The 24,611-nt window shown below is 43.4% G+C and carries 27 protein-coding genes; 2 read left to right on the top strand and 25 right to left on the bottom strand.

The features are described from left to right. Nucleotides 1-6: 6 nt before the first annotated feature. From QF041_RS28220 to QF041_RS28165, 12 genes are all read right to left on the bottom strand, one after another. Nucleotides 7-714 (bottom strand): thioesterase II family protein, encoded by a 708-nt coding sequence (locus QF041_RS28220; protein WP_307416475.1) that lies wholly within the window; start codon nt 712-714, stop codon nt 7-9. 88 nt (nt 715-802) lie between these two features. After that, a complete protein-coding gene (locus QF041_RS28215) occupies nt 803-1,609 on the bottom strand; it encodes a helix-turn-helix domain-containing protein (protein WP_307416474.1) in 807 nt (268 codons plus the stop codon). 74 nt (nt 1,610-1,683) lie between these two features. After that, a complete protein-coding gene (locus QF041_RS28210) occupies nt 1,684-2,490 on the bottom strand; it encodes a phosphotransferase family protein (RefSeq protein ID WP_307416473.1) in 807 nt (268 codons plus the stop codon). A gap of 144 nt (nt 2,491-2,634) precedes the next feature. After that, nucleotides 2,635-3,648 (bottom strand): acyl-CoA dehydrogenase family protein, encoded by a 1,014-nt coding sequence (locus QF041_RS28205; RefSeq protein WP_307416472.1) that lies wholly within the window; start codon nt 3,646-3,648, stop codon nt 2,635-2,637. Next, nucleotides 3,614-3,832 (bottom strand): acyl-CoA dehydrogenase family protein, encoded by a 219-nt coding sequence (locus QF041_RS28200; RefSeq protein WP_307416471.1) that lies wholly within the window; start codon nt 3,830-3,832, stop codon nt 3,614-3,616. Before QF041_RS28200 ends, QF041_RS28205 begins: the two co-directional genes overlap by 35 nt. Before the next feature lie 92 nt (nt 3,833-3,924). Next, nucleotides 3,925-4,206, bottom strand: a complete 282-nt coding sequence (locus QF041_RS28195; protein ID WP_076252870.1) for an acyl carrier protein — start codon at nt 4,204-4,206, stop codon at nt 3,925-3,927. Nucleotides 4,207-4,480: 274 nt separating this feature from the next. Then, nucleotides 4,481-4,918, bottom strand: a complete 438-nt coding sequence (locus tag QF041_RS28190; RefSeq protein ID WP_307416470.1) for a GNAT family N-acetyltransferase — start codon at nt 4,916-4,918, stop codon at nt 4,481-4,483. 252 nt (nt 4,919-5,170) lie between these two features. Next, nucleotides 5,171-6,070: an ROK family protein gene (locus QF041_RS28185; RefSeq protein ID WP_307416468.1), complete on the bottom strand. Its 900-nt coding sequence runs from the start codon at nt 6,068-6,070 to the stop codon at nt 5,171-5,173. Between the two features lie 28 nt (nt 6,071-6,098). Continuing rightward, nucleotides 6,099-7,571, bottom strand: coding sequence for a glycoside hydrolase family 32 protein (locus tag QF041_RS28180; RefSeq protein WP_307416467.1), 1,473 nt, complete (start codon nt 7,569-7,571; stop codon nt 6,099-6,101). A gap of 25 nt (nt 7,572-7,596) precedes the next feature. After that, entirely contained in the window at nt 7,597-9,204 is a 1,608-nt protein-coding gene (locus QF041_RS28175) for an ABC transporter substrate-binding protein (RefSeq protein ID WP_307416466.1), read from the bottom strand. Between the two features lie 55 nt (nt 9,205-9,259). After that, nucleotides 9,260-10,141, bottom strand: a complete 882-nt coding sequence (locus QF041_RS28170; protein ID WP_036617174.1) for a carbohydrate ABC transporter permease — start codon at nt 10,139-10,141, stop codon at nt 9,260-9,262. Nucleotides 10,142-10,157: 16 nt separating this feature from the next. Continuing rightward, nucleotides 10,158-11,018, bottom strand: a complete 861-nt coding sequence (locus tag QF041_RS28165; RefSeq protein ID WP_223200008.1) for an ABC transporter permease — start codon at nt 11,016-11,018, stop codon at nt 10,158-10,160. Between the two features lie 540 nt (nt 11,019-11,558). Here QF041_RS28165 and QF041_RS28160 point away from each other — a divergent pair. Then, nucleotides 11,559-12,635 (top strand): LacI family DNA-binding transcriptional regulator, encoded by a 1,077-nt coding sequence (locus QF041_RS28160; RefSeq protein WP_307416465.1) that lies wholly within the window; start codon nt 11,559-11,561, stop codon nt 12,633-12,635. Between the two features lie 117 nt (nt 12,636-12,752). On the opposite strand, the gene QF041_RS28155 is transcribed toward QF041_RS28160, so the two are convergent. From QF041_RS28155 to QF041_RS28100, 12 genes are all read right to left on the bottom strand, one after another. Continuing rightward, nucleotides 12,753-13,571: a purine-nucleoside phosphorylase gene (locus tag QF041_RS28155; RefSeq protein WP_307416464.1), complete on the bottom strand. Its 819-nt coding sequence runs from the start codon at nt 13,569-13,571 to the stop codon at nt 12,753-12,755. Nucleotides 13,572-14,105: 534 nt separating this feature from the next. Next, a complete protein-coding gene (locus QF041_RS28150; RefSeq protein WP_307416463.1) occupies nt 14,106-15,107 on the bottom strand; it encodes an endo-1,4-beta-xylanase in 1,002 nt (333 codons plus the stop codon). 239 nt (nt 15,108-15,346) lie between these two features. Further along, on the bottom strand, nt 15,347-15,694 hold the full coding sequence (locus QF041_RS28145) for a hypothetical protein (RefSeq protein ID WP_083657139.1): 348 nt from the start codon (nt 15,692-15,694) through the stop codon (nt 15,347-15,349). A gap of 135 nt (nt 15,695-15,829) precedes the next feature. Continuing rightward, nucleotides 15,830-16,702, bottom strand: a complete 873-nt coding sequence (locus tag QF041_RS28140; RefSeq protein ID WP_307416462.1) for an aminoglycoside phosphotransferase family protein — start codon at nt 16,700-16,702, stop codon at nt 15,830-15,832. A 33-nt stretch (nt 16,703-16,735) separates the two neighbouring features. Then, nucleotides 16,736-17,164, bottom strand: a complete 429-nt coding sequence (locus tag QF041_RS28135) for a GNAT family N-acetyltransferase (RefSeq protein ID WP_307416461.1) — start codon at nt 17,162-17,164, stop codon at nt 16,736-16,738. Between the two features lie 42 nt (nt 17,165-17,206). Beyond that, entirely contained in the window at nt 17,207-17,686 is a 480-nt protein-coding gene (locus QF041_RS28130) for a DinB family protein (protein WP_307416460.1), read from the bottom strand. Nucleotides 17,687-17,713: 27 nt separating this feature from the next. Then, nucleotides 17,714-18,250 carry a GNAT family N-acetyltransferase gene (locus QF041_RS28125; RefSeq protein WP_307416458.1) on the bottom strand — a complete coding sequence of 179 codons (537 nt, stop codon included), beginning with the start codon at nt 18,248-18,250 and terminating at the stop codon, nt 17,714-17,716. 499 nt (nt 18,251-18,749) lie between these two features. Beyond that, a complete protein-coding gene (locus tag QF041_RS28120; RefSeq protein ID WP_307416457.1) occupies nt 18,750-19,232 on the bottom strand; it encodes a hypothetical protein in 483 nt (160 codons plus the stop codon). After that, a complete protein-coding gene (locus QF041_RS28115; RefSeq protein WP_307416455.1) occupies nt 19,232-19,753 on the bottom strand; it encodes a cysteine hydrolase family protein in 522 nt (173 codons plus the stop codon). Before QF041_RS28115 ends, QF041_RS28120 begins: the two co-directional genes overlap by 1 nt. 30 nt (nt 19,754-19,783) lie before the next feature. Further along, nucleotides 19,784-20,206 carry a hypothetical protein gene (locus QF041_RS28110; RefSeq protein WP_307416454.1) on the bottom strand — a complete coding sequence of 141 codons (423 nt, stop codon included), beginning with the start codon at nt 20,204-20,206 and terminating at the stop codon, nt 19,784-19,786. Nucleotides 20,207-20,247: 41 nt separating this feature from the next. Then, nucleotides 20,248-20,793 carry a GrpB family protein gene (locus tag QF041_RS28105; protein ID WP_307416453.1) on the bottom strand — a complete coding sequence of 182 codons (546 nt, stop codon included), beginning with the start codon at nt 20,791-20,793 and terminating at the stop codon, nt 20,248-20,250. Between the two features lie 206 nt (nt 20,794-20,999). After that, a complete protein-coding gene (locus QF041_RS28100) occupies nt 21,000-22,490 on the bottom strand; it encodes a glycoside hydrolase family 43 protein (protein ID WP_307416452.1) in 1,491 nt (496 codons plus the stop codon). Nucleotides 22,491-22,670: 180 nt separating this feature from the next. Between QF041_RS28100 and QF041_RS28095 the strand changes: the two genes are divergently transcribed. Further along, nucleotides 22,671-23,573 (top strand): ArsR/SmtB family transcription factor, encoded by a 903-nt coding sequence (locus tag QF041_RS28095; protein ID WP_307416451.1) that lies wholly within the window; start codon nt 22,671-22,673, stop codon nt 23,571-23,573. 288 nt (nt 23,574-23,861) lie between these two features. Here the strand turns inward: QF041_RS28095 and QF041_RS28090 are convergent, their stop codons facing one another. Beyond that, on the bottom strand, nt 23,862-24,602 hold the full coding sequence (locus QF041_RS28090) for a metallophosphoesterase family protein (protein WP_307416450.1): 741 nt from the start codon (nt 24,600-24,602) through the stop codon (nt 23,862-23,864). Nucleotides 24,603-24,611 lie beyond the last annotated feature (9 nt).

The following is a 24,611-nucleotide window of genomic DNA, read 5'->3' as shown; positions in this document are numbered from 1 at the left end:
TGTCAACTAGATTACATAAGGTTGCAGCTTTTCATTTATAATTCTCGTTGTTTCCTGAATATTTTCCTGGATATAGAAGTGTCCTCCATCCAATTTGACAATGTCACATTGTGAACCAGCGTACTTTTTCCATCCGATCAGATCACTAGATTTCACTCGGGTATCGCTTCTGCCAGTTAACACGGTAATATCACTCTGAACCTTGAAAGGCTTAGGCTGAAAACGATAGAGTTCGACAATCCTGAAATCGGCTCTAAGTACAGGTGCAAATAACGAAAAGAGCTCTTTATTGGTAAAGACCTCATCCGACGTTCCACCCATGTTCTGAATCGTCTCTCTGAACTCTTCGTCTGGCAATGCGTGAATATTCTCATCCTTGAAAATATGTGGTGCACGATTGCCTGAAAGCATCATATGTTCAGGCAATTGTTTCGTTGACTGTGCAAGTCGGTAATATAGTTCGAGCGCCATCCAGCTTCCCATGCTATGTCCGAAAATAGCATAAGGCCCATGAATTAGTGAGGAAACCGTGGGGTAGATATCTTCAATCGCTTCTTCAAAGCTTTCATAGAATGGTTCCCCCACCCGAGCGCCTCTTCCTTTTAATTCGATCGGTATTACGTCAATAAAAGGGCTTAAAGATGATTTCCAGCGATGAAAAATCATGGCTGACCCACCTGCATGAGGCAAACAAAAAAGTTGAATTTTCTTCATTAGCCCTATCATTCCTCGTATTCTTATTTTTATCGTAATTTATCATTTTACGTAAAAAAATACAATATTTTCTGTGTTATTGAATACATTATGTAGATTGAATAGATAGGGGCAAATTTCCCTTGTTGCTTCTGAATTGATTGCGATGTTCGGTCGGAGTTTTGCCCACTTTTTTCTTGTACATTGCACTAAATTGTGTACTAGAACTGTACCCTAACTTCGTTGTAATTTCAGAGATTGGAAGATCCGTCTTGGTTACGTACTCCTGTGCCTTATCCACCCGAATCTGCTGTAGGTACTTCAGTGGCGAAACATTGAAAACCTTAGAAAACAGATTACACAGATACACTGGATTATAACCAACCATATCCGCCAGAAATTGCAGAGTAATTGGCTGCTCATAATTGTTTTGGATATACTTGCATATCATGATCAAGTTCCGTTTGACCGAGTCCTCCCGATCCGTTTCCGGTCGCATCAAATTAGCCAGATTCGTTTGATAGTAACTGGAGTATACTTCAAGAAAATCTCTTTCAGCTATTTCGATGTCTTCTCTACTCTCTACCGTTCGGTTCAACAGACTTAAAGCAAGATCATAGTGTTTGCTACCATTCTCACTTAATATGTGACAGCTTGGCAGTCGCTCAAGCAGATCCGATCCAAAAATAATACCTCTCATTTTCAGAACAGGTTTATCATAGTTTTGCAGTCTTATTTTATTTGCCAGCAGCACAGCCCCTGCCTTAACCTGCACCGTTTTGCTAAACACACTGATTTCCAATGCATCCATAACCTCAAATATGGCAATCTGTCTTCTGAGAGACAAGTCAAATAGATGTTTTTTTTCACGGACGACCATATCATAAGAAACAACAGAACGTAGTTGGAAATCCATTATCGTTAACCTCCTGATTGTTTTTCGGACGGTTTTGACAAGTACGGTGCTATACATTCATTCCAAATCTTGATCTAAGTTGTGTTGAATTTTTTAAGCTGATTACGAATGTAATCCAATAAATCTTTTTTTTCCTCAGGTGGTATCCACTCCGTTAGTCTGGCTGCAGCAATGGGAAGAACCCATCGATGTATCTCGCGAATGTCCATGCCCGAGAGGGACAAGTAATACTCGATATACGCTTTACTCATCCTGCTTTTGATTATCTTCAGCAGAACTTTCATCATCATTGGAGTGCCTTTTGGCAAATTTCCGTATTTTAATAATACCAGCGTCCTTGCCACATCTGCTGCTGGACAGCCCGATGCGCCTGTCATCCAGTCTATGATCCAGGATTCTTTGCCTGTAATCACATTATTGGGATGGAAATCCCCATGACATAGAGATCTGCCTTCCGGCAAACTATGTACATAGTCCATAATCTGTTGCTTCTCCATGTCCGATAGATCGCTTGCGTTTGATATATTCTTCTCTAATACAGTCTTATGCTTTTGTTGAATCTGTTCACCTGATTGCTGGTGTATTTGATGATGAAGTGCTGCCATCTGCCTTGCTCTGCGCTCAATGGACCATGGTTTAATAATCATCTCTTCCAAAAGTGTCCTTCCACTGGCCAACTCAAATATGATACCTTTACGATTATTGATCGTCACCATATCAATTGTTTGTGGGCATTTAACTCCAAGTTCCAAAACGATTCGAGTATTATCAAACTCATGCTGAATCGCTTCCTCAGAGAAATCTTCTCTGAAGAGTTTCAAAATTGAAGTTTCACCATGTCTGAATATTTCCGCTGTCTGTCCCTGCCCAATCCGTTTCAATCCTAATCAACTCCGTATCTTTCCTAAATCAATTATGGTAAAACATCAAAGAACCTAATGATCAAGCCCTTTTTTCATAGCATAATGAATGATCCTGCCTAATGCAAAAAAAAGGGCTCTTCCTTAGGTCCTGCAATGCAAAATCTAAACGTTTCGATTCGCGCCATCCTTAACTTTTTCTGCTTTATTTGAACGTCTCATTTCTCGGCGGTGTGTTACAACCTCCTGTGTTGCGATTAAAATCTCATGCATTTGAGTCGTGCCTTCGATAATTTCATTGATCCGGGCATCCCGATAATATCTCTCTACGGGATAGTCTCGATGGCAACCATTGGCACCATGAATCTGAACAGCATCACTGGCAACTTTATTCACCATGGTTGAAGCAAAGTATTTGGCAGTCCAAGTTTCCATAATGCTCTCTGGATCACCCACATCTCTTAAATATCCTGCTCTGTAACACAGCATCCGTGCCGCTTTCATATTCACTGACATTTCAGTGATCATTTTTTGTATCATTTGATTCTCGCGTATAGCTCTTCCGAATTGGATTCTGGAATTAGCATAATGTACCGATGCATCCAGACATGCCTTGGCTAAACCGACACAGCCACAAGCGATCGTGTATCTTCCATAATCCAGACAAGGTAAAGCAACATGTGATAACCCTGTACCGACTTGACCCAGGAGGTTTTCCTTCGGAATTCGACAAGAATCCATTTTAAGTTCAGCAATCATCGATGCTCTCGCTCCAAGCAACCCGCTCATAGGTTCAACGCTGAACCCAATGGAATCTCTCTCCACGATAAACGCTGTCGGCTTGTTTTCACATTGGGCAAGAATCAAAAATACGTCTGCAAGCTGTCCCATGGTTATCCATTTTTTATGACCGTTAAGTATGTATTCGTCTCCGTCTAATACGGCCGTTGTTTCAATGCTTTTGGCATCGCTTCCAACACTCGGTTCTGTCAATCCGAATGAACCCAAAGTTGTTCCCGTAGCTAATGCAGGTAACCAGTACTGTCTTTGTTGCTCCGTTCCCCAACGCAAGATCGCTAAACCCACCATCCCCTGAACGGTTAACAAACTTCTAACAGAGGAGCAGCCACGTCCAACCTCTTCGTTAAGAATCCCGATAGTGATATTGTCCAGTTCCATCCCACCCATATTCTTTTGGCAACATGGAGCCCAGATAACCAGCCTCAGTTATTTTCGCAAGGAGTTCCGGGTGAATTCGTTCTTCGCTGTCATTTACACTAGCATATGGAATAATCTCACTGTCTACAAAATCCTTGAATTGTTCCTGCCACATCAATTGCTCCGCATTCAGTTCAACTTTCATCACATATCACTCCTGATTTTGAGGTTATAAGTCCAATAAATGGAACTCGATGCTGTGATTGTCTGATATGAGCTTGTTTCGTCATTTTCCCTTTATGACTCATTGGGAATCTCATAATTGATGCACTTACGCAAACTGTCTTTCAGATGTTGCAATGTTGTGAAGTTCTCCAATTCAAGATACTCATCGTCCATCTCAATATTGAATTCGTTCTCCAAGGCAATGATCAGTTTGATAAATGAAATGGAGTTTAATCCAAGAACTCTTAAATCCTCATCCAACGCACTTACATCCAGCTTTTGTTCAGAAAACATTTCCACGACCTGATAGAAGTGAATATCAAACTGATCATAAGCCACAGGATATTCTTGCAAAAAAGATTCCTCCTCCATGTGAGACATGTAATCTTTGAAAATCCATTTTTGTGACACCATTTCTGTGATCAGAATCTGTTCGAACGTTTGCCTAAGAGTATAGGAATCGGAACAAAAAAGTCCTACATTTTGTAAATATTCCATATATTCTCTGACTTCGATACTATCATAATCTTCCTGAGTCAAGCAATCACTATTGCCATGTATTCACAAATATTTAATAGGTTTCCACCTTCACGATGATATCCCTATCTTGCGATAAGGATTCATTCTCTCAAAGGTGCTTTGACATAAATACATCGACCTCATCTTCACTGTCCAATATAAATCCAAATCGTTCATACAATCGCCGAGCAGGGCTTCCCTGCAAAACATTTAAAATAACCCGTTTCCCCTGAACTTCATCCTGTTCCAGCAGCATGTTCAGTACCTGAGTTCCTATTCTCTGGCCTTGATAATCGGGATGTATGTAGAAATGTTCCAATAGATATGCCTCAGACTTGGGCTTCAATGCTACACAACCCACCATTGATCCTTCAAGTTCAATGATCTGTGTCTGGGCAGGGTCGAATGTATTCCGGAAACGTTCACGCACCTTCACATCATCGTACCTTACCAGCCTGGTTAGATCATCGTATAATACCAAGGCTCGCAAATCAGCGAGTTGCTCTTGATCTTCTTGTACAGCTTGACGCATTGTTATTGGGTTCATTTGTTGAATTCCTTTCCAGTGGAGACACTTTAATTTTTGAATGTCTTATCGCACTATAGAACACTAAAAATCATACCTTTGGCAGCTCACTTGAGCAACATCGGATTTTAGAACGCACCATTTTTTTCAAACATATTGAACTCCTCAAAAAAATAAAAAAGCCCAAAAAGGACGGTGCAGTCTTGCTTATACCAATAAGCGAACCCGCAGCCATCCCTTTCTGGGATGTAGATTGTAGATTATTATAGAAAACTATGAAACATGTGAAGCTTGTGCTGCATGTTGGAATGCTTCCAGACCCAATGCTAGCGCACCACATAGGCCTGCATGCTGGCCCAATCCGGGCTGCACAATATATTGGTCGATATGTTGCGTGATTGGGGCTGCATTTACATAACCATTGAGATTCCGCACTACCTGCTCCCGAATCATAGGAAACAGATGATCTTGCTGCATCACACCACCGCCCAGGATGATCTTCTGCGGCGAATGAAGCAAGATGGCCGTAGTAATCGACTCCGCAATGTAAAAGGATTCGATCTCCCACGCCGGATGTTCTGCCGGCAGTTCACTGCCAGGGATCTGCCAGCGAGCTTCAATGGCTGGACCCGCTGCCATTCCCTCCAGGCAATCGCCATGATACGGGCATAATCCGGCAAAGTGATCGTCCGGATGGCGTCTTGTCCGAATATGTCCACCCTCGGGATGTAACAATCCGTGTACTCGTTTGCCCCCTGCCACAAGTCCGACACCAACGCCTGTACCAATCGTGTAATATACACAGTTGTCCAGTCCTTGAGCCGCTCCCCACGTCACTTCACCGAGCGCGGCAGCATTCACATCCGTATCCCATCCAAAAGGAACCGGAAATTCCTGCTTCAAGGTTCCAATCACATTACAGTTCCCCCACCCAGGCTTAGGTGTGGTCGTAATATAACCATAGGTGGGACTATCCGGTTGCAGATCAATCGGACCAAAAGAGCCTATCCCGATTGCTTCCACGTCTTTATCCTTGAAATAGTCGATCACCTTGGCAAGAGTGGTCTCCGGATGTTCTGTTGGAAAGCTGATCCGATCTTCAATCTGTCCATGCTCATTCCCTACACCACATACAAACTTTGTTCCGCCCGCTTCTATGGCTCCAATACGCATCGTTCTGGGCTCCTTTCCTTCATTACAATTAACCCTTAGCCTTGGTCGGTGATATCTCATAGATATGAAGTGAAGAGAAGACCAGATCTGTATTTTCTGCATGAGCAGAGATGCCTTGGCAATCCGCATCCGGATAGATCAGATCCGTAATAACCGCCTGACCATCTTTTGCAAATACCTCCACAGATGAATGATCTACAAAGATACGCAAACTTTGATTTCCGGTTACTTCTTTTAACTCAGCTGTATGACGGCTCAGGAAAAGTTCATGAAAATTGCCGATGCCCGATCGACTACGATCAACGTACACTTCACTTCGGATCGAGTCTACACCAACGACCGTCTCGTGATCTGCGCCGCTTCTTAGTGCAAAATGTAACGACTGATCCTGAGTCCACTCTGCATGGATCTCATAGTTCACGAGTTGCAAAGTGTTCAACTGCTCACTCACTTGCTGAATCGAAACATCCTGTAGGGACAGTACTGGCGTACGGGCTTGCTCAAGTTCACGTGCAGGACGTTGAATCAATATAACTTCTCCCGCTCTTGTCTCCAGTGTCAACTCCCGGGCAATCGTCATTGCTCCACGGTAATCATTGGTTGGCGTCTGGTTGGCATACATCCAGTTGCTCATCCAGCCGATAATGAGGCGTCTTCCATCTTCCTCAGGAACGTCAGACCAACTAACTCCTGCGTAGTTATCCCGACCATAATCAATCCAGCGAACCGTATGGGATGCCTCGTCTGGGACAAATGTAGTTCCATCAAAATCTCCGGTAAAATATTGTGTTCTGGAGCCTTCAATAAAAGCAGGATCTGCACCGATGCTAACGAGCATCACCCATTTCTCCTGCCCTGAATCTCCATCCACTGCGAGCGGGAACAGGTCGGGGCATTCCCACACGCCATCGTGTGAACCAATCCCGGCGCCAAATTCACTTCCTAGGGTCCAATCCTTCAGATTGGGAGAACGATACAGACATACCGTTTGACCACAAGCGATAATCATAATCCACTCTTCGGATTGCTCATGCCAGAACACTTTGGGATCACGGAAATCAACAAAGGACTCATGCTTCAATACCGGATTACCCTCGTACTTAGTCCAGGTTCTGCCGCTGTCTTTGCTATACGCCAGACTCTGGGTTTGTATGGCATCTTGGTTTTTAACTTCAAGATGATGGGTGAAAATAGCAACCAATCCTGGCTCACCCTCAAAGAATCCGCTCGTATTATTCCAATCCACTACGGCGCTTCCCGAGAATATAGTGCCATTCTCATCGGGGAGTAAGGCTATCGGAAGTTCCTCCCAGGAGATCAGGTCCCTGCTCACTGCATGGCCCCAATGCATGGGGCCCCATGTAGTTCCATGTGGGTGATGCTGATAGAACAAGTGATACTCCCCATTGAAAAACACCATGCCGTTTGGGTCGTTCATCCACTTCTCTTTCGGTGAAAAATGGTATTGATTTCTGTAATCTTGTTTAAGAATTGTCGACATTATGGTTTCTCCTCCGTACTTCTCTTTATTTGTTATTACGGTCATATCCCGCTTGTTTAATCTGTAGCCATTCTTGCAATCCAAGGCGATCCAGCTCTTTCAAGTAAGCATCCCATTCCTGATCTATTTTCCCGTTCTGATACCATTCTGTACGCAGACGTAACACGTAGGCGAAGAGATCGGTCTCAATCGTGGACAATCGATCCAGTTCATCAATGGAGAAGAACACACTTGGATATACGTTCTCCGCTTTCATATGCGGAACCATAACCTTGTCGAGAAGTTCCATCCGCCAAGCCGCATCTTCCGGTTTGGTTGTGTATTTGTCATAATAACTGTCGAGAATGGCCAATGGTCCTGCGATACTGGTTTTTTGTCTGAGTTCCACAGGTGCAGATCCTTCCAGTGGAAGATGCTTCAGCATCCCTTTGGCTTCATCGAATTCAAAAATATTTTGCTGACTCTCATCTCCATAGGTACCCCAGTTGTTCTGCACAGATTGGAGCGGATCGTACAGTTGGTCTACCCACTTCGCTGTGGATTCCAGGTTTTTATTGCTGCTGGTAATGACCATGCGACCACGATCAAGTCCTATTCCGTTTGTTCTTGTGACATTGACCTCTCCGTTAGGCCCGGCAACCGGAGGCAGAACATCATACGTATCATTCATGCCTGTAATGTTAGCCTTATCCCATGTGAAGTACATGCCGTACTTATTATCCTTGCCTTTCGCCAGGTACGTGTTCCAATCCTGCTGGTACGATTCGACATCCACGAGACCTTCCTGAACCAACTCATGAATGTATTTAACCGCTTCCTTGTAGCCTTCATCAGCTGCCGTGAAGACCACTTTCCCATCATTGGTTACTACGGTATGATCCCAGTTCTCTCCGAGTCCAAATGCCGCAAAGAGAAATGTCAGGTCTTCTCCGCCCGGTTTGTTAATGAAAGATAACGGAATTTCGTCGGCTTTACCGTTGCCGTTTGGATCTTGAGTTTTGAACGCGATCAATACTTCTTTCAGTTCTTCGGTTGTCGTTGGCATCTTCAGTCCAAGTTTGTTCAACCATTCCACATTAATCCAGGGCAAGTTATCCACTGACTGAATCCGTTGTTTGCCACTTCCGAGTTCTTCAATCCATGGGAATGAATAGATATGTCCGTCTGGGGCCGTGATCATGCTCTTGTATTCGGGAGCTTCCTCCAGCACCTTTTTCAGATTGGGCATGTGTTGTTCAATCATGTCCTCAAGTGGAATGATCGCCCCGTCCTTCGCCAGTTTCAGGAGATCATAATCCCCGTAACCTGCATCAAAAATGGCATCCGGCAAATCACCGCTGGCAACCGCCAGATTTCTTTTTTCTGCAAACACATCACTCGTATAGTTCTTCCAGTTGATATGCACATTGGTTTTCTCTTCGAGTCGCTTGTTAATCAGCTTGTCGTTTGGATCAGCTGGAGCCAGCGGAGAGCTCTGTGTTATAAAATTCAATGTCACCTTGCCATCAGGGGATTGCGCCTCACTTGCCGCGCCGCCTCCACCCCCGCCACAGGCGGTTAGAAAGAGCATTGCAGATAACATGGAAATGGACGCCGTTGTAACGGCTTTTCTGGACTTGTTCACTTTTTTCATAATAATGACCTCCATGAGTTGGATTGGATCAACTTACTGTATCGCAGGCTGTTCACTATTTGAGGGAACCGACCATGACACCTTTTTCGAAATACTTCTGGAAGAACGGGTACATGATGATGAGTGGCAGACTCGAAATGACAATCGCTGAGTATTTAATCATCTCGGAGAGCCGTTTCAGTTCTGCCATCGCGAGCTGATCACTGATCATGCCCGGTGCAGCCTGATTCTGAATCAGAATGGAACGCAGAACGAGCTGTAACGGATGCAGGTTCGGATTATCAAGATAGATCATTGCATCAAAATAGGAATTCCATTGCCCAACGAACGCATAAAGTGCGAGTACAAAAATGATCGGTTTCGACAACGGAATGACGATCTGGAAGAAAATCTTCATCTCAGAGGCGCCATCCACGTTTGCAGCTTCTTTCAGTTCTCGAGGGACTCCTTTGAAAAAGGTTCTGGAGAGAATGATGTTCCAGACGTTAACGGCTCCAGGGATGATGATCGCCCACACCGTATCAAGCATGCCGAGATTACGTATGAGTAGATAAGTAGGGATTAATCCCCCGCCGAAGAACATTGTAATGATAAAGATAATCATGAAAAATCCACGTCCCGCGAGCCTATCATCCGACAATGCATAACCTGCAAATATGGATACGGTCACGGTGATCAGTGCAAAGGAAACCGAGTACAATACCGCATTTGCAAACCCCCGGATCATGGCTGGATTGGACAAAATCATCTGATATCCGTCCAGACTCCAGTCCGATACATTAAAGGACAGTCCACGATTCAGTAGCACCGTGGGGTCCATGAATGAGGCGATAACAATATAAATCAGGGGAACAACCACAACCAGTACAGCACAGGTGAGAAAGATGGCATTGAGTGTGAGGATCAATCGATCCATTCCCGTGTGTTTAACAACCATGGATAATACTCCTTTCCTAATAGAGGCCTTCGCCTTCATTCAATTTCTTCACAATCAGATTCACCGTCACCAGCAAAATCACATTGATAACCGAGTTGAACAATCCAACTGCCGCAGAATAAGCGTAATCTCCAGACTGTAACCCCACCTTGTAGACATACGTGGCAATAATCTCGGAGGAAGGCAGGTTCATGGACGTCTGCATCAGATAGGCCTTCTCAAATCCAATGGACATAATCCCGCCAGCTGCAAGGATAAAGACGATAGCCATAATCGGACGAATCGTTGGAAGGTCAATGTGGCGAATACGCTGAAGGAGATTGGCTCCATCCAGATTAGCCGCATTGTGAAGCTCCGGATCAACATTGGCCAAAGCCGCGACGTATATGATGGAAGCCCAGCCCGCTCCGGTCCAGATATCGGACAAAATGTAGATCCAGCGGAAATATTCCGGTTCAGACATGAACATGATTGGCTGACCTGTAATCCATGTGGCTAATTGATTAATCGGGCCTGTCGGTGAGAGGAAGATGAACAGCATACCCACAACAACAACAACCGAGATGAAATTGGGTGCGTACAGAAACAATTGAATATTTTTCTTGATGCCAGCTTTGCGTACCTGATTCAGCATGAGTGCCAGTAAAATGGGCACCGGGAAACTGAATATCAATCCCAAAAAGCTGAGTTTAAGCGTATTCATTAATATGATATCGAAATTGGGTGAAGCTATAAATTTCTCGAAATGCTTCAGTCCTACCCAATCACTTCCCATGATGCCTTTGATCGGACTGAAATCCTTAAACGCAATGATGGCTCCGTACATCGGAATGTACTTGAAGATAAGAGTCAAAATTAAGGCTGGTGCAAGCAACATATATAAAAAGTAATTTTTTTTGAGCTGCTGCAACCTATGACTGCTTGTCGTCCTCACTTTCAGTAACCTTCCTTCGCCCTTTTTGCTGTCGGCTATGTTATCCAACACGATACCCCCGTTCATTCTAGAAGTTGACAATTGTTTTCAGTAAGGGCTTTCAATATTTACAATTGCCTATTTGATAATTTACAATTTATCAGGTTTCAACAGATTTAGTCAATACGTTTTGTAAAAAATTATTTGTGCATTTGATCATTTTATCTTTGCATTAATGTAACTAAAGAGGATTAAATTTGCATATATACAGCACTGAATCGTTAATGCCAGCCTAGATATTTCTATATCATGACTGTAATAGATCATCATTGTTACACTAGTTAACGAAACTTCTGGAAAAATTATGAAACTAGAATTCGCCTATCTAAATGTAAATGTAATTGTGCATTTGTAAAACAGAGATTGCTATTTGTCCCGTTCTATTATACATTTGACTTAGAGAAGAATATGGATGACTATTTATGATTAGAGGTGAAGCATTAGATGGCAAAGGAAAAAGTCACGATACAAGACATCGCTGATGCTTTGGGGATCTCCAGGAATACGGCTTCCAAAGCATTAAATGATAGCGGAAACATCCCGGATGAGACCCGAAATCGTGTAATTAAAAAAGCAATTGAACTTAAATATAAACAGTTTGCCTATATGGACAATGAGCATGTTCTAACCAAGCCTCCGGGCAATATCGCCCTGTTAACTGAAAACTTGCCTAATACATCTCACTTTGGTTCATTGTTAATCAGCGGTTTGGAGAAAAGAATCAGTGCGGAGGGATACAATCTCTCGATTCATATCGTGCGTGAAGACGATCAAGATACACTTACACTTCCCAACAATTTTGATATAGCCAAAGTAGACGGCATTATTTGCATTGAATTATTTGATCTGGAATATACAAAACTGATTATCGATTTGGGCATTCCCACCATCTTTATCGATTGCGCTTCCAACATATGTTATCCCGAATTCCAAGCAGATTTGCTACTCATGGAGAATGAACATAGCATCTACCAGCTAACCACAAAATTAATTGAGAGCGGCTACACAAGTATCGGATTCGTCGGAGATTACAATCACTGCAAGAGCTTTAATGAACGATGGGTTGGATATCACCGTGCTATGCTGGAAGCGGGGTTGCAGGTCGACCTGTCCCATTGCATCCTAGATAATGATCGCCTGTGTTTCTCCAAGCCAGGATGGTTGAACCAGCGAGTGGCAGAGCTGGCATCCCTACCTTCCGCTTACGTATGCGCGAATGACTTCATTGCAGTTGATCTGATCAGGGCGTTAAAAGACAGAAATGTCGCTGTGCCACAGGATATTGCGATATGTGGATTCGATAATGCACCCCAATCTCGAATTATTGAGCCTGCATTAACGACGGTTCATATTTATAGTAATGAGATGGGCATTAAGACTGCGGAGATGCTGTTATCCCGGATTAATAGCCCGACACAGCCGTATCAGGTCTCACACATTGTGACCAAACCCATCATCAGGGAGTCCACACCAGCAATTATGGCCGATCATTCTCAGATGGTTCATAGTTCTGCAAAATAAAAAAACGTATGTTTCACGAGTAACAGCTCGTGAAGCATACGTTTTTTTGTGGTTTTGATTGGGTTGGATGAAAACTCTATCCTATCCATCGCGGCCTAGATAAAAATCATCTCGCGATTAGATTTCTTTCAGGATGCCTTTTACAAGTCCGATAAAGGTTGTTTTCACTTGCGCAGCCACTTCAATAACTTCATCATGACTTAACGGCTGATCCAGAATACCACAGGCCATGTTGGTCAGACAGGAAATGCCTAGTACCTTCATACCGCCATGAATGGCAACAATAGCTTCAGGTACCGTCGACATCCCCACTGCATCCGCACCCATCGTACGAATCATGCGAATCTCCGCTGGTGTCTCATATGCCGGGCCACTCCACCATGCATAGACACCTTGCTGCAGGCCAACATTCTGCTCTTCTGCAACCTTAAGGGCGATGCTGCGCAGTTCGCGATTGTATACCTGTGATACGTCTGGGAAGCGCACACCCAATTCAGCATTATTAGGCCCCATCAAAGGGTTATTGCCTACCAGGTTAATATGATCTGTAATGAGCATCAGTTGACCCGGCTCAAAGCTTGTGTTGATGGCTCCGCAGGCATTGGTGATAAGCAATTGCTCGACACCCAGCGCCTTCATGATCCGAACGGGGAAAGTCACTTCGTCCAATGTAAAACCTTCATAATAATGAAGGCGGCCTTTCATCGCTACAACCGTTTTGCCCATCAGTTCACCAATAACCAATTCATTGGCATGACCGATAGCCTCCGATTGAGCGAAATACGGAATATCTGTATACGGGATAACGGTCGCATCTTCAATTTCGTCCGCGAGCGCTCCCAGTCCCGAACCCAGAATCATGCCTACGGCTGGTTTGGTATGGATTCGGTTTAATATGTAATCTCTTGCTTCCTGAATATGTGCGGATTGATGCATAATGATATCCTCCTGATGATCTGAATTGAGTTAACAAAAACTGAGTTAATGAGGTACTACTCATCAAGTGTAATGAACAATGGTCTTGATGTAAATGGAAGCTGTTCTATATACAATAAAAAAACGACCCTATGCTCCAGAATCGTTTAAAAACATGGACATACCCTAATCCAATGTATATTTGTTTCTACTTTTCATGTAATCGATAGTCATAATCAGCAACAGCATGAATGTAGCAAACACCAGCGGTTTGGCAAAAGTACCTTCTTCAAAGATATAATAACTAAATGTAAAATTTCCGGCAAAAGTAATTATATAGTTTCGGATGTAATCCATCTTCTCATCTCATTTCAGGAAAGAATTTGGTTCACCATTTCTTCAACCTTATCACAAAATCCCATTTAATACCATATTTTTATTATCCACACAAATCAACACCTCTATCACGAACGAGATAGCCGCACTGTATAATCTATATTGACTACAACAAAAAACCGGCCACATCGTGACCGATTCTCTCCACTTCCCTGATGTTTAGGACATAGGGTTAATGATACGCCAAAATGATTCCTTAGGCTGCAACTGCTGATCAAAAACAAAAGGCCAATTTTTGCGCCCACGAACCGGGAAATGGTCCAGCCAGGTGTAATTGTCCGCTACTCCCCAGAACGTCACAGAGGTAATGGATGATTTATACTCACGGAACAAATTAAAGATTTCTTCATATCGACGCTCCTGTAACTCAGCCATCTCCGAAGTTGGCGCGGTGAGGTCCGTTCGACGATCCTCATAACGAAACACGGACATATCCAGCTCCGTAACATGCAACTGTACATCCAGTGAAGCATAACGCTCGATAGCCATTCGGATCTCCTCAATCGAAGGACCATGAATATTCCAATGCCCCTGCAACCCAATCCCGTGTACAGGCGCTCCCTTGTCCAGCAAAGAACGAACCAGATTGTAGATCTTCTCCCGTTTGACCGGATCCGTCTCATTGTAGTCATTATAGAAAAGAAGGGCATTTGGATCAGCTTCATGAGCCATTCTGAACGCTTGCAGCAAATAATCTTCCCCCACCAGCTCTAACCACTTCGTGTCCCGCATGAACAGGTCAGTCTTATCTTCAACAGCTTCATTGACGACATCCCACGCATATATTTGCCCCTTATACCGACCTACTACCGTATCAATATGTTGCTTCAAGCGAGATAATAACAGCTCTCTGGAAGCGGGAGCACCTGAGGTATCCTCAAAGACCCATTTCGATGTTTGATTATGCCAGACCAAAGTATGTCCGCGAACCCCAATACCTTGGGCAACAGCAAAATCAACAATTTTATCGGCCGCCTCAAATGTATAACGATCCTCTTCCGGGTGAATTTCTTCAAATTTCATCTGATTTTCAGCCGTGATGCTATTGAAGTGTTTGGCGATGAAATCCCCTTCGGACTGCAACATTCTGGTATGTACAGCAGCACCTATTTTAAACGTATTAGTGTACGCAGCATGTAGTGATGGAATTTCGGTTGACATTTACAATTCCTCCCTGCCATTTTCTATCCATCATATCGTTTGTTGAATACGCTTACAATGAACAAATTATACTTCTTCCCCCTCATATTTAACTATTTATGATCCTCGGCCCTGCTCGCGCAACAAAAACACCTCCATGTTTGTTCCACTGCTCATCGCAACAGAACATTTCTCGGAAGGTGTTTTGTGATCGGGATGTTCAATTAAATTCAACTCATATACAAAGAGGGTATGAAGCGTTACAGCTTGTCCACCTGTAACAAGGTCACCTGTTTCACTGTGCATGCCGGGTTAATTTGCTCCTCGGACAGAATGTTCAGCTTGATGAGGCTTTTCAGCTTATGGCTGTCTACCTTGGACAACAATCGCCAGATGTCCGGGTCTGGAAGAGAAGCATACAGCTTCTGATCATCGTATTCCTTACGGTTCTGAAGCACTGTTTTCACGGTGTAACCACCAACCTGCGTCTCATACACCCCTTGTTCCGCACAATACGCGACAATCTCATCTCGTAGTACAGACAACTGCTGCTCAATATCTTTTTGCTGCTGCTTCAGGTCAAAGTAGGTTTGCACTTTCTGCTCCATATCGATCACGCTCCTCTACTATCATAGGTATGCGAGGATCGCTAGTTTAGGACTGGCTGTTTATTTTATTTGAAAAAAGTGGTCTTTCTATTACTCAATTGTATACTGTCGTCATTGTGTATCCCCGTATTACGATTACAGCAGGTGTTCATTCAAATACGGATTATGGACAGCCATGCTGTGAACCCTTTCCATTACATCTGGCCCCATGGGTACATCCCCAACGCGCTTTAACAGAATCCAGCGAAGACAAGCTACAGCTTCAAAAACCTGCTCCTCTTCCAGCGTGTACGTATAACTTGCAGAACGTGCAAATTGAGCGTGATACATCTCACCGTAACTTTCCCCATTATAGATGGTGATCAGAAACACAGACCATGCCATATCGTACCTTGGATCACCATATTGCCCATTAGTCCAATCGATCATGGTGTAATGGTCGTCCATTTCAAGAATGTTTCCCAGATTATAATCGCCATGAATCAAGCGATCCTGTCTGATCTGGACCTGCTGGATCAAGTTTGCCAGAAGATCATTTATATCGTCATGCAACTCAATTTGAGGAAAAAAGTATTGAACAAAATCGTACCTGAATATGTATTCTTCATCTTCTCCAGTACCCACTTCATTCACCGGATAACGATGGACCTCCATTAATCGCTCAGCCAAATGTGTCAGTTTGGTTTGTGTTAATTGGGTAATCCGCTCTCCATCATAGCTCGTTAACAGCACTTGATTCTCTTGCTCGTCTAATCCCCAACCGTAGGGTTTGGAAACACGAATTCCACTTTGATAAAGCTTGGACAATAGTCGATATTGTTTGGCGATATCCGGTTTAGAATCCTTGTCCCAAACTTTCAATACATACCGCTGATCATCCATTTCGATTCTCATCACACTTGCTTCCAGTCCAGGTGGCAAGGGAATGATCTGATACTCCTGTTCAATCACCTGCTGGATACGTTCATCCAGTTCTATCCAATTCATCTGGCTAAGTTGAATCGTCATCGTTCTCCTCCTTCCATGATACACAAGATTAGATTATAATCGTTTATCAAATACCTTCTGCCATTTCTTCTCTTCATATCCGATAGCTATATAAAACCGATGTGCAGATTCCCTTTTTCCGTTACAACGTACCCGAATGTTATCAAAGCCGTTAACCCGAGCCCATTCCTCGCATTCGCTCATGATTATCTTACCAATCCCCATCCCTTGATGATTCCCATCCACAACTAGTCCACCAATCTCGGCAAAAGATGGACTCTCAATGACATGTCTTCCCTGTACATGGCCCCAGCCTACGACCCTCGAATCAATCTCAGCCACACATACATAATGGTCTGGTAAGGAAGAGAGGCGAGTTAGTCTCTCCTTGATTTCTTCAGTTGTGCTGACATAACCCAGTTGATGGGATAATTGGCTCATCACTTCGCCATCCTGAATCGTAGCTCTCCTGCAATGAATCATCACTTCTCCTCCGTTCATTCATGTCATGCCGCTCTCTCCCTGTTAGTCAGGTATAATCAGGCCTTTGCCAATGACATTGGCGGATACTGGCTGTTTGCCCAATTCTCTGGCCCATACCGACAGCTGTCCCATATGGTGAATCTCATGGGCGATCATATGTCGCATAACTTCTCCCCATGAATCTGTACTGGCCTTGCCAGCTGAGCGATGATCAATAAAAGCTCTTTTTTCCATACTCGAGTCCCATGCTGTAACAAATGCCTCCACATCAGGTCGTAACTTGCGATCGAGTCGCCTCACCGCTTCAAGATTCTGGTAGTTTGCAAAATCTTCCGCATCATCCGGTTTGCCCTGAAGCAACTGAAGCCAGCTCCACTCTACATCAATGATATGAAATAATGTTTGTAATATGTTGCCTACTCCGCCCGTGCGAGGCCGAAGCAATTCTTCAAGCGGTACATCTTCACACCATACATACCATTGCTCACGCACCATCCAGTTATAACGAAAGAATGTTTCCATTGGTATATTCCCCTTTATCGATGTTTTTCATAGAGATTTGATCAATTCTGTATTGGCAAAGGTATCCTCCGAATGTTCAAGATCACCATAAATTCCGCTAATCTGATTGAATCCGGATTTGATCCAGAAGCGTAAAGCAGGCCAATTTTTGAGTGCCACGTTAATTCGAATTCCCTTGTAACCAAGCTCAGAAAAGTGAAGAGTCAGTGCCTGAATTAATTCTTGTCCATATCCCTGCTTCTGGATCTCGCTCTGGATATATAGGAATTCGAGATAGATCGAATCCTCGGAGGGATACCCATGGTATACACTTAACAAACCAATATAGCGGTCATCTTCATTCGTGCGAATGGATTGAATTCGATAATTCTCCAGCCTGCCTCCCGGCGGAAGGTGGCCTTCTTCAAAACATTCTTTCACATAGTTCCGATCATGCTCTTGTCCATCCCATTGATGCAAGTACCGACTGGTCTCATATATGGACTCGAGTTCAGGAATATCGGATTCTTCCACATTCGAGACAATAAGTCGGTCTGACTTCCATTCTACTGGAAGTTGTTTCATCGTAATCACTCCATCTTTATATTCTAAATAAATTAAACTATTGAATATTTACACTTACCACTCCGATGACAGAACAACCTTCCGATCGCTGTTATCCCCAGATTTTTTTGATTCATTTTATAATGGGAAACTCCGGGGATAAAGGCGAACACTTCGCTTCTTCAGGTTTTTTCTGTCCTCTCCGTTTCGTGTAAATATTCAGTTCAATTTATTTAGTTAATTTCTTTTTTATATAGAAGATTACATGAATTCCTGCATAAATAAACAGGACATTGAACAAATATAGAAGTACATTTAAATAGATACCAGATATAAACCAGATAGTTCCCTCAGAATTAGCATAATGATAATCCGTAAAAAATCGGAGCGGGAAACCATACTCTGTTCGGAGCGGTCCATCTTCAGTATGTAAAGTTCCAGGAATACATAGGATGGCTAATACAGCAAGCCAGGCTGATAGATTCATTATTCTTTTGTTAATTGTCAATACATTTCCCCCTTATTCAACACTAACGGTATCTTCACCAAAATATGTCCCTTCCAACTTTTGATCCATAAAGTCTCTTAAGTCCTTTTGATCAAGTATATATTTCGAATCTCTATTAAATCTGCTTTTTCTGGATACAATAATCTGTTTCCGATTGTATTGAATTGTAATTTCAGCGTTATGCTTTAATCTCAAAGCAATTCCTGCACTAATGCTTCCTGTGACATCATCTACTGGTATTTTGGCTGATTCCGGGGCTGCATTCAGCCAGCCGACTATACGGCTAATGTCTTCTTTACTTAACGTAACATTGTCAATGCTAACGTGTGCTCCACCGTCGCCTGTCCTGGTGTACACGACTATGCTCATCTCTGTGCTTATCACTTGATTTCTTGAAATCGGCTTATTTGGATCTGAGTTACTCGTGATTAGAAAATACAAAAACATGATTGCCGCACCTATGAAAAACCAGAATCGCCTACGTTTTCCTAGCATTACAGCGCATTCTCCGTATCCACCACGTTGGCAAACAATCTCAGTACCGTATTATGATGTGCAATAATCTGCTCCGCTTTAAGTGTCTTTGAATTCCATGTGCTGTGCGCATCTTGGACCAGATTGACCGTGTATCCCAGACTGAACGCTCTGCGGCAAGTCGTGTCTACACATACCTCAGTCTGCATACCCGCGAGAATCAACTCCGTCACGCCATCTTCTTGCAATTTCAGATGCAGATTGGTTTTGTGAAACGAATCCGGTGTCTCTTTTTCGATAACGAGGTCACCAGCAATCGGTGTGATGGACGGATGAATGGCCCACCCCAGTGTTCCTCGTTCCAGTGGACTGCCTGGCCCTTCGCAGTGTTGGATATATATGATGGAATGCTCTGCTTCACGGGCCCTGGCAATTAACACCTGGATCTTTTGAAGCAATCGTTCCCCTTGATATACGGGATCTGCTTCATCAAACATCGCTACCTGTACGTCAATAATTAGAAGTGCACAATGCGTTGTCATCTTGCTTTCCTCCTAACAAATCAATTTAATTCAACTCTTTCTTCTTCGTACCTTTAACAAAACTTCCAATCCCATATCGATCAGTACAAATAGGATAGCGGCAAGAACGCCAAATAAGGTCAGAACTAACGTCTCTTTGAAATTCAAGATTGCTTCTCCTGCGCCCATGACCAGATAATAGATGTACATGCCCAAAACTCCAGCACATGCATAGCCTAATATCCTCGTACTTAGATACAACACATGATTAGGGAATTGTATTCGGCTGAGCAGATAGTCTAGCAATATCGATAAAGGTAGCCCGATCAACAGGATCAAGGGAGTCGCGTATATCGGATAAATAAGAATGTAAAAATCAAAACTGTAGGTTTCATTCATCGATATGAGACTTGCAGCCAAAGTAAAACAAATGATGGTTAGAACGGTTGTCATCAGCTTTCTTCCCATGTTCATCTCATCACTCCAATACAGTTATCTCTATTCATTGGATGTGCTCATGCGTCAGATTTTGCCGGCTGCCATCCGATTTCTTGAGACCAACGATGTGCTCTCTGTAATATGCTCCACACCATTGGTCCTTTTCCTTCAACATATTTGGGACGCTGATCTTTATACAATGACATGAGTCTGTGCTTTTCTTCCGCATAGTTCAAACAATCTTCTGGGTGCTCCCTTAAATAGTCTCTGAACAGCAAGGTCATCTGTTCGGAGAAACTGCCTGCCTGTCTAACGTGTATATGTATCCTTCTGCTTCCGGGTTCTTCACGAAAGTAACGTTTAGTCTTATCCGGATTTTCTGCTCTGAATACAAATCCGACTGTTTCGATCTCACGTTTGTAGTCCAACAGATTCTCATGATTAGAAACTGATATTTGTATATCTATGATGGGTTTGGCGTCTATTCCCACAATTGAAGTGGACCCAACATGATCAATCCGTACGGCCTTTTCTCCTAACGCTTCTCTTAATTTCGAACCCGTTTCGAGAAACAAATCACGCCATTTCGGATCATACTTTGCAATACTCCATTGATCCTCCATACAACTCCTCCTTGGTTATCCAATCAAGCTATATAATTAAATAACACGTTCTTTTACCCTTTTGTTACATGTAGATTATTTAGTGATGCCATATAGATAACAGGAGCTTTTTCCAAGTTAAATCTCTACTGGCCTCTATTAATATATCTATATTTTGACACAAATTTAAAAAAAGAGAAGGACCCTTAGGCCCTCCCCTTAACTTCTCATTGATATTCACACTTGAAATTTGTGAACTCAGCTGAAGTATCTTGCCCGCTCGCGTATAACCCAATAAGTACGCCTGTAAAACCTCCTGCCACCTCCGAGGATAGGTATCTCGTCTGTGCCGTGCCCAGCAGAATCTCTTCACCATCTGCTTGAAACAGGAAACTGTAGCGTTCTTGGCTTGAGCGGATCAACAGCGTTGCATGCTGTTTATTTCCCAGATCCACTTCATGTTCTATTGATTTGATATCACCGATATTTAGACGCTCGATCACCTTATAACCGTCCTGCTGTCCACCAATAGCCAATTCATAATGATGATTCTCATCCATGTAGATCGTGATACCGGCTTCTCCATTCGTTACACTGACATCAACTGTAATTGTTGCATTAAAGTCTTTTTGACGTAACCCGATGAACGTTGGGGATGCCGGAACGTCCAGCGTTACATCGGTTCCTGTTAGCGTAAGCTTATCTGATTCAAGCTGATAATGCTCTTTATTTGGATGACGAAGGTAACACCAGTCGAGGTTCCAGTCTGTATTTTCAAACGTATAATTCTTCTTATCCTGCTGGACCACCGTATCCGGGATACGATTGGTCTCAAAACTCGTCAGTGTTGTGCCTTCATGCCCAGCTGTAAACCATCCATCTTCACCAAACGTAATTGGAGTCAGAAATACTTCTCGGCCCAAATGATGGTACGTAGCCCATCTGCCAATCTGTCGGAATCCCAGGTGAAAGAGCCACCAGTTCCCCCGATCATCCTGAACCAGATCACCATGCCCTACTCCCTGCAACTCATAACCTCCCAGATTGCGGTTGGTCAGAACTGGATTGTGCGCATAGGCTTCGAACGGTCCCCAAGTAGAAGTGCCCCGAGCATACGTAACCATATGACCATATTCGGTGCCGCCTTCAGCTGCAAGCAGGTAATAATAACCGTTCATTTTATAGAGATGCGGACTTTCCAGATATCGTCCACCTGTTCCGTTCCATATCGAACAACTTGGGGTCAGTTTGCGGCCAGTTTCAATTTCAAGCTCGCACTGGACAATTCCACCAACGCCATTATCATCCACCCCGTTACTCATAAACAAGGTCTTTCCATCTTCAAAATACAAATCGGGATCAATTCCGCCTTGATCCACATAGATAGGCTCAGACCATTCTCCGTAGATATTATCCGTCCAGACATAGAAATTTTGATGCGTCGTATCATTCGTTGTGACCATATAAAAACGCCCGTCATTATGCCTGATGGTTGGGGCAAATACACCCCCGGAGCTGTTCACCGTCTCGAGCTGAATCTGGCTTTTACGAGTCAGGCAGTGACCAATCTGCTTCCAATTCAGCAGATCCTTGCTTTCAAAGAGCGGTACGCACGGAAAATATTGAAAAGAACTACACACCATATAGTAGGTATCGTGCACCTTAATCACACTAGGGTCTGGATAAAAACCTTTTACAACAGGGTTATTGTATTTCATTACTCCACTCCATCTCTTATTATAAAATTCATATATATAAGAATTCAATTTCGTAACAACTACAAAAATTAAACACCATCGGGCATAAACATGCAATGAATATGGATTGCATCTTGGAGCTAATTTTATTAAATTAATATATATGTGATTTTAGAAGATTGAGGGTAGGGAGTTGTACAGATGATCAAAGCAAATGGAGAGCCCCAGTTCCTTCCTTTATATGAGGCGCTTGCAAGCGAAGTCAGATGGAGAATCATGGATATGATTGCAGATCGCGAAATGAATGTGAAGGATATTGCCGCAGCCTTAGAGCTTAGCCCCTCTATTGTCACGATGCATATTCGCAAACTGGAGGATGCGGGTCTAATTGGGAGCAGACGAGTTCGGATCAACGGAGGGACGCACAAATTATGTTACCTCAAGCAAAATCAGATTGAGATCGAGCTGCCATCCGCAAGCCAAACTTCACGAACCAGAGAACAGACGATAGCCGTTGGACACTACACTGCTTTTGATATCCACCCTACCTGTGGGCTAGGAACACTTGAGAAAGAAATCGGCGTATGGGATGATCCACGTTACTTCCTTGATCCCGAGCGGGTACACGCCGCTATCCTGTGGTTTGGGAAGGGCTATGTTGAATATAAAACACCTAACTTTGTACTACCGGATCAGACAACCGATGCTATTGAAATTTCGATGGAACTGGCGTCTGAAGCTCCGGGATTGCGAGATCATTGGCCTTCGGATATTCGTTTCACCTTCAATGGCATTTCACTTGGAACGTGGACAAGCCCTGCCGACTTTGGCAGAGCAGCACGCGGCAAATATACGCCAGAATGGTGGCATCGCAATGTGAATCAGTATGGATTGTTGAAGACTATTCGTATTGATGCCTACGGTACCTATATGGATGGTGAGCGGATGTCAGACGTTACTCTCGCGGATATTAAGCTTAGCGAACCGTTCTGGACGCTTCGCTTCACAGTTGACGAGGAAAGCCCCAACGTAGGAGGATTAACGATCTATGGTGCCGGTTTTGGTAACCATGATCAGGATATTGTTATTCGTGTATTGGGTTAAAGTGGCTAGCTGCACAAGAATCTCCCTTTCCTGACCTACAGGAGAGGGAGTCATCGGAAAATGCTGCTCCTCAGCTAATTTTGAAGCACAAGCCTAATCAATCTTTACCTTTGCTCTTTCAACAGGTCCTTAATTTCCCTTAACTCTGATAATATCTCTTTGGTGTGCTGGCTATTTTTTGAGTTATCTATTCCAACTTTCACAACATAAATACCGAGGAACAGATACACCACCAACATAATGATCATTCCCAAGTACATCTCTCCTTTCCAAAGTAGCAGCACATTGCTACGAACGTTCACTATCCTCTCTCTCCAACTGATTCCCATGGAATGCCTTCAAAATAAAAGCCCGATCCGGAACGTTCAACCGTTCATACGATTTCAGATACTCCATGTTGTCATATGGAACGCCAATGAATTTCACGTCCACTTTGCCCTCTTGGAGATCCACGATGCCATATCTAGCTATGGCAAGATCGTTACAGCCTAGAGCGCCCGGATTCATATATACTCTTTGATCTGTCTTATAATAATGAAGAATATGGTAATGACCAAAACAAACCAAATCATGGGCCGTCCCCTGATATCTTGCATCCAATTTGGTCCCGGATGGTTCTTTATCAATGACATCCAACTTGTCGTTGTTCATATGATAGTGAGTCAAAAGGAACCGATGTCCTTCTACCTCTTTTTCAACGAATTTCGGTAGAGCTTGAATTTTCTTGATCGATTCTGCACTCAAATGCCGACCAATCCATTCGTGATGCTCCGCCATGCCTTTGTGCCCTTTTAATGGACCCTTATTTTGAAGCAAACTCAATACGGCCTCTTCGTGATTCCCCGAAATCGCTATCATATTTTCACGGCTGTACAACATCTCGATCACTTCATTGGAGTACGGGCCAATACCGATCATATCTCCCAAACAAAATGTATGCTCAATGTCTCCTCTGGAATCGATATCAACCAATACCGCTTGAAGCGCAGGAACATTCCCATGAATATCGGTTAAGATGGCAACCTTCATTGTGATTCA

This window comes from Paenibacillus sp. W2I17 (assembly GCF_030815985.1).
In the GTDB taxonomy this organism is placed as follows: Bacteria; Bacillota; Bacilli; order Paenibacillales; family Paenibacillaceae; genus Paenibacillus.
Note: the sequence above shows the minus strand (reverse complement) of the source record. Positions and strands in the feature narration are given on the sequence as shown.

Bases quoted from the DNA above. Each gene is read 5' to 3' on its own strand.
- QF041_RS28185 (WP_307416468.1), bottom strand. From the start codon at position 6,070: ATGCGTATTGGAGCCATAGAAGCGGGCGGAACAAAGTTTGTATGTGGT.
- QF041_RS28160 (WP_307416465.1), top strand. From the start codon at position 11,559: ATGGCAAAGGAAAAAGTCACGATACAAGACATCGCTGATGCTTTGGGG.
- QF041_RS28190 (WP_307416470.1), bottom strand. From the start codon at position 4,918: ATGAACCCAATAACAATGCGTCAAGCTGTACAAGAAGATCAAGAGCAA.
- QF041_RS28135 (WP_307416461.1), bottom strand. From the start codon at position 17,164: ATGATTCATTGCAGGAGAGCTACGATTCAGGATGGCGAAGTGATGAGC.
- QF041_RS28170 (WP_036617174.1), bottom strand. From the start codon at position 10,141: ATGGTTGTTAAACACACGGGAATGGATCGATTGATCCTCACACTCAAT.
- QF041_RS28090 (WP_307416450.1), bottom strand. From the start codon at position 24,602: ATGAAGGTTGCCATCTTAACCGATATTCATGGGAATGTTCCTGCGCTT.
- QF041_RS28130 (WP_307416460.1), bottom strand. From the start codon at position 17,686: ATGGAAACATTCTTTCGTTATAACTGGATGGTGCGTGAGCAATGGTAT.
- QF041_RS28220 (WP_307416475.1), bottom strand. From the start codon at position 714: ATGAAGAAAATTCAACTTTTTTGTTTGCCTCATGCAGGTGGGTCAGCC.
- QF041_RS28165 (WP_223200008.1), bottom strand. From the start codon at position 11,018: ATGTTGCTTGCACCAGCCTTAATTTTGACTCTTATCTTCAAGTACATT.
- QF041_RS28155 (WP_307416464.1), bottom strand. From the start codon at position 13,571: ATGCATCAATCCGCACATATTCAGGAAGCAAGAGATTACATATTAAAC.
- QF041_RS28125 (WP_307416458.1), bottom strand. From the start codon at position 18,250: ATGAAACAACTTCCAGTAGAATGGAAGTCAGACCGACTTATTGTCTCG.
- QF041_RS28120 (WP_307416457.1), bottom strand. From the start codon at position 19,232: ATGCTAGGAAAACGTAGGCGATTCTGGTTTTTCATAGGTGCGGCAATC.
- QF041_RS28110 (WP_307416454.1), bottom strand. From the start codon at position 20,206: ATGAACATGGGAAGAAAGCTGATGACAACCGTTCTAACCATCATTTGT.
- QF041_RS28200 (WP_307416471.1), bottom strand. From the start codon at position 3,832: ATGAAAGTTGAACTGAATGCGGAGCAATTGATGTGGCAGGAACAATTC.
- QF041_RS28150 (WP_307416463.1), bottom strand. From the start codon at position 15,107: ATGTCAACCGAAATTCCATCACTACATGCTGCGTACACTAATACGTTT.
- QF041_RS28095 (WP_307416451.1), top strand. From the start codon at position 22,671: ATGATCAAAGCAAATGGAGAGCCCCAGTTCCTTCCTTTATATGAGGCG.
- QF041_RS28175 (WP_307416466.1), bottom strand. From the start codon at position 9,204: ATGAAAAAAGTGAACAAGTCCAGAAAAGCCGTTACAACGGCGTCCATT.
- QF041_RS28105 (WP_307416453.1), bottom strand. From the start codon at position 20,793: ATGGAGGATCAATGGAGTATTGCAAAGTATGATCCGAAATGGCGTGAT.
- QF041_RS28215 (WP_307416474.1), bottom strand. From the start codon at position 1,609: ATGGATTTCCAACTACGTTCTGTTGTTTCTTATGATATGGTCGTCCGT.
- QF041_RS28180 (WP_307416467.1), bottom strand. From the start codon at position 7,571: ATGTCGACAATTCTTAAACAAGATTACAGAAATCAATACCATTTTTCA.
- QF041_RS28140 (WP_307416462.1), bottom strand. From the start codon at position 16,702: ATGACGATTCAACTTAGCCAGATGAATTGGATAGAACTGGATGAACGT.
- QF041_RS28145 (WP_083657139.1), bottom strand. From the start codon at position 15,694: ATGGAGCAGAAAGTGCAAACCTACTTTGACCTGAAGCAGCAGCAAAAA.
- QF041_RS28115 (WP_307416455.1), bottom strand. From the start codon at position 19,753: ATGACAACGCATTGTGCACTTCTAATTATTGACGTACAGGTAGCGATG.
- QF041_RS28100 (WP_307416452.1), bottom strand. From the start codon at position 22,490: ATGAAATACAATAACCCTGTTGTAAAAGGTTTTTATCCAGACCCTAGT.
- QF041_RS28205 (WP_307416472.1), bottom strand. From the start codon at position 3,648: ATGGAACTGGACAATATCACTATCGGGATTCTTAACGAAGAGGTTGGA.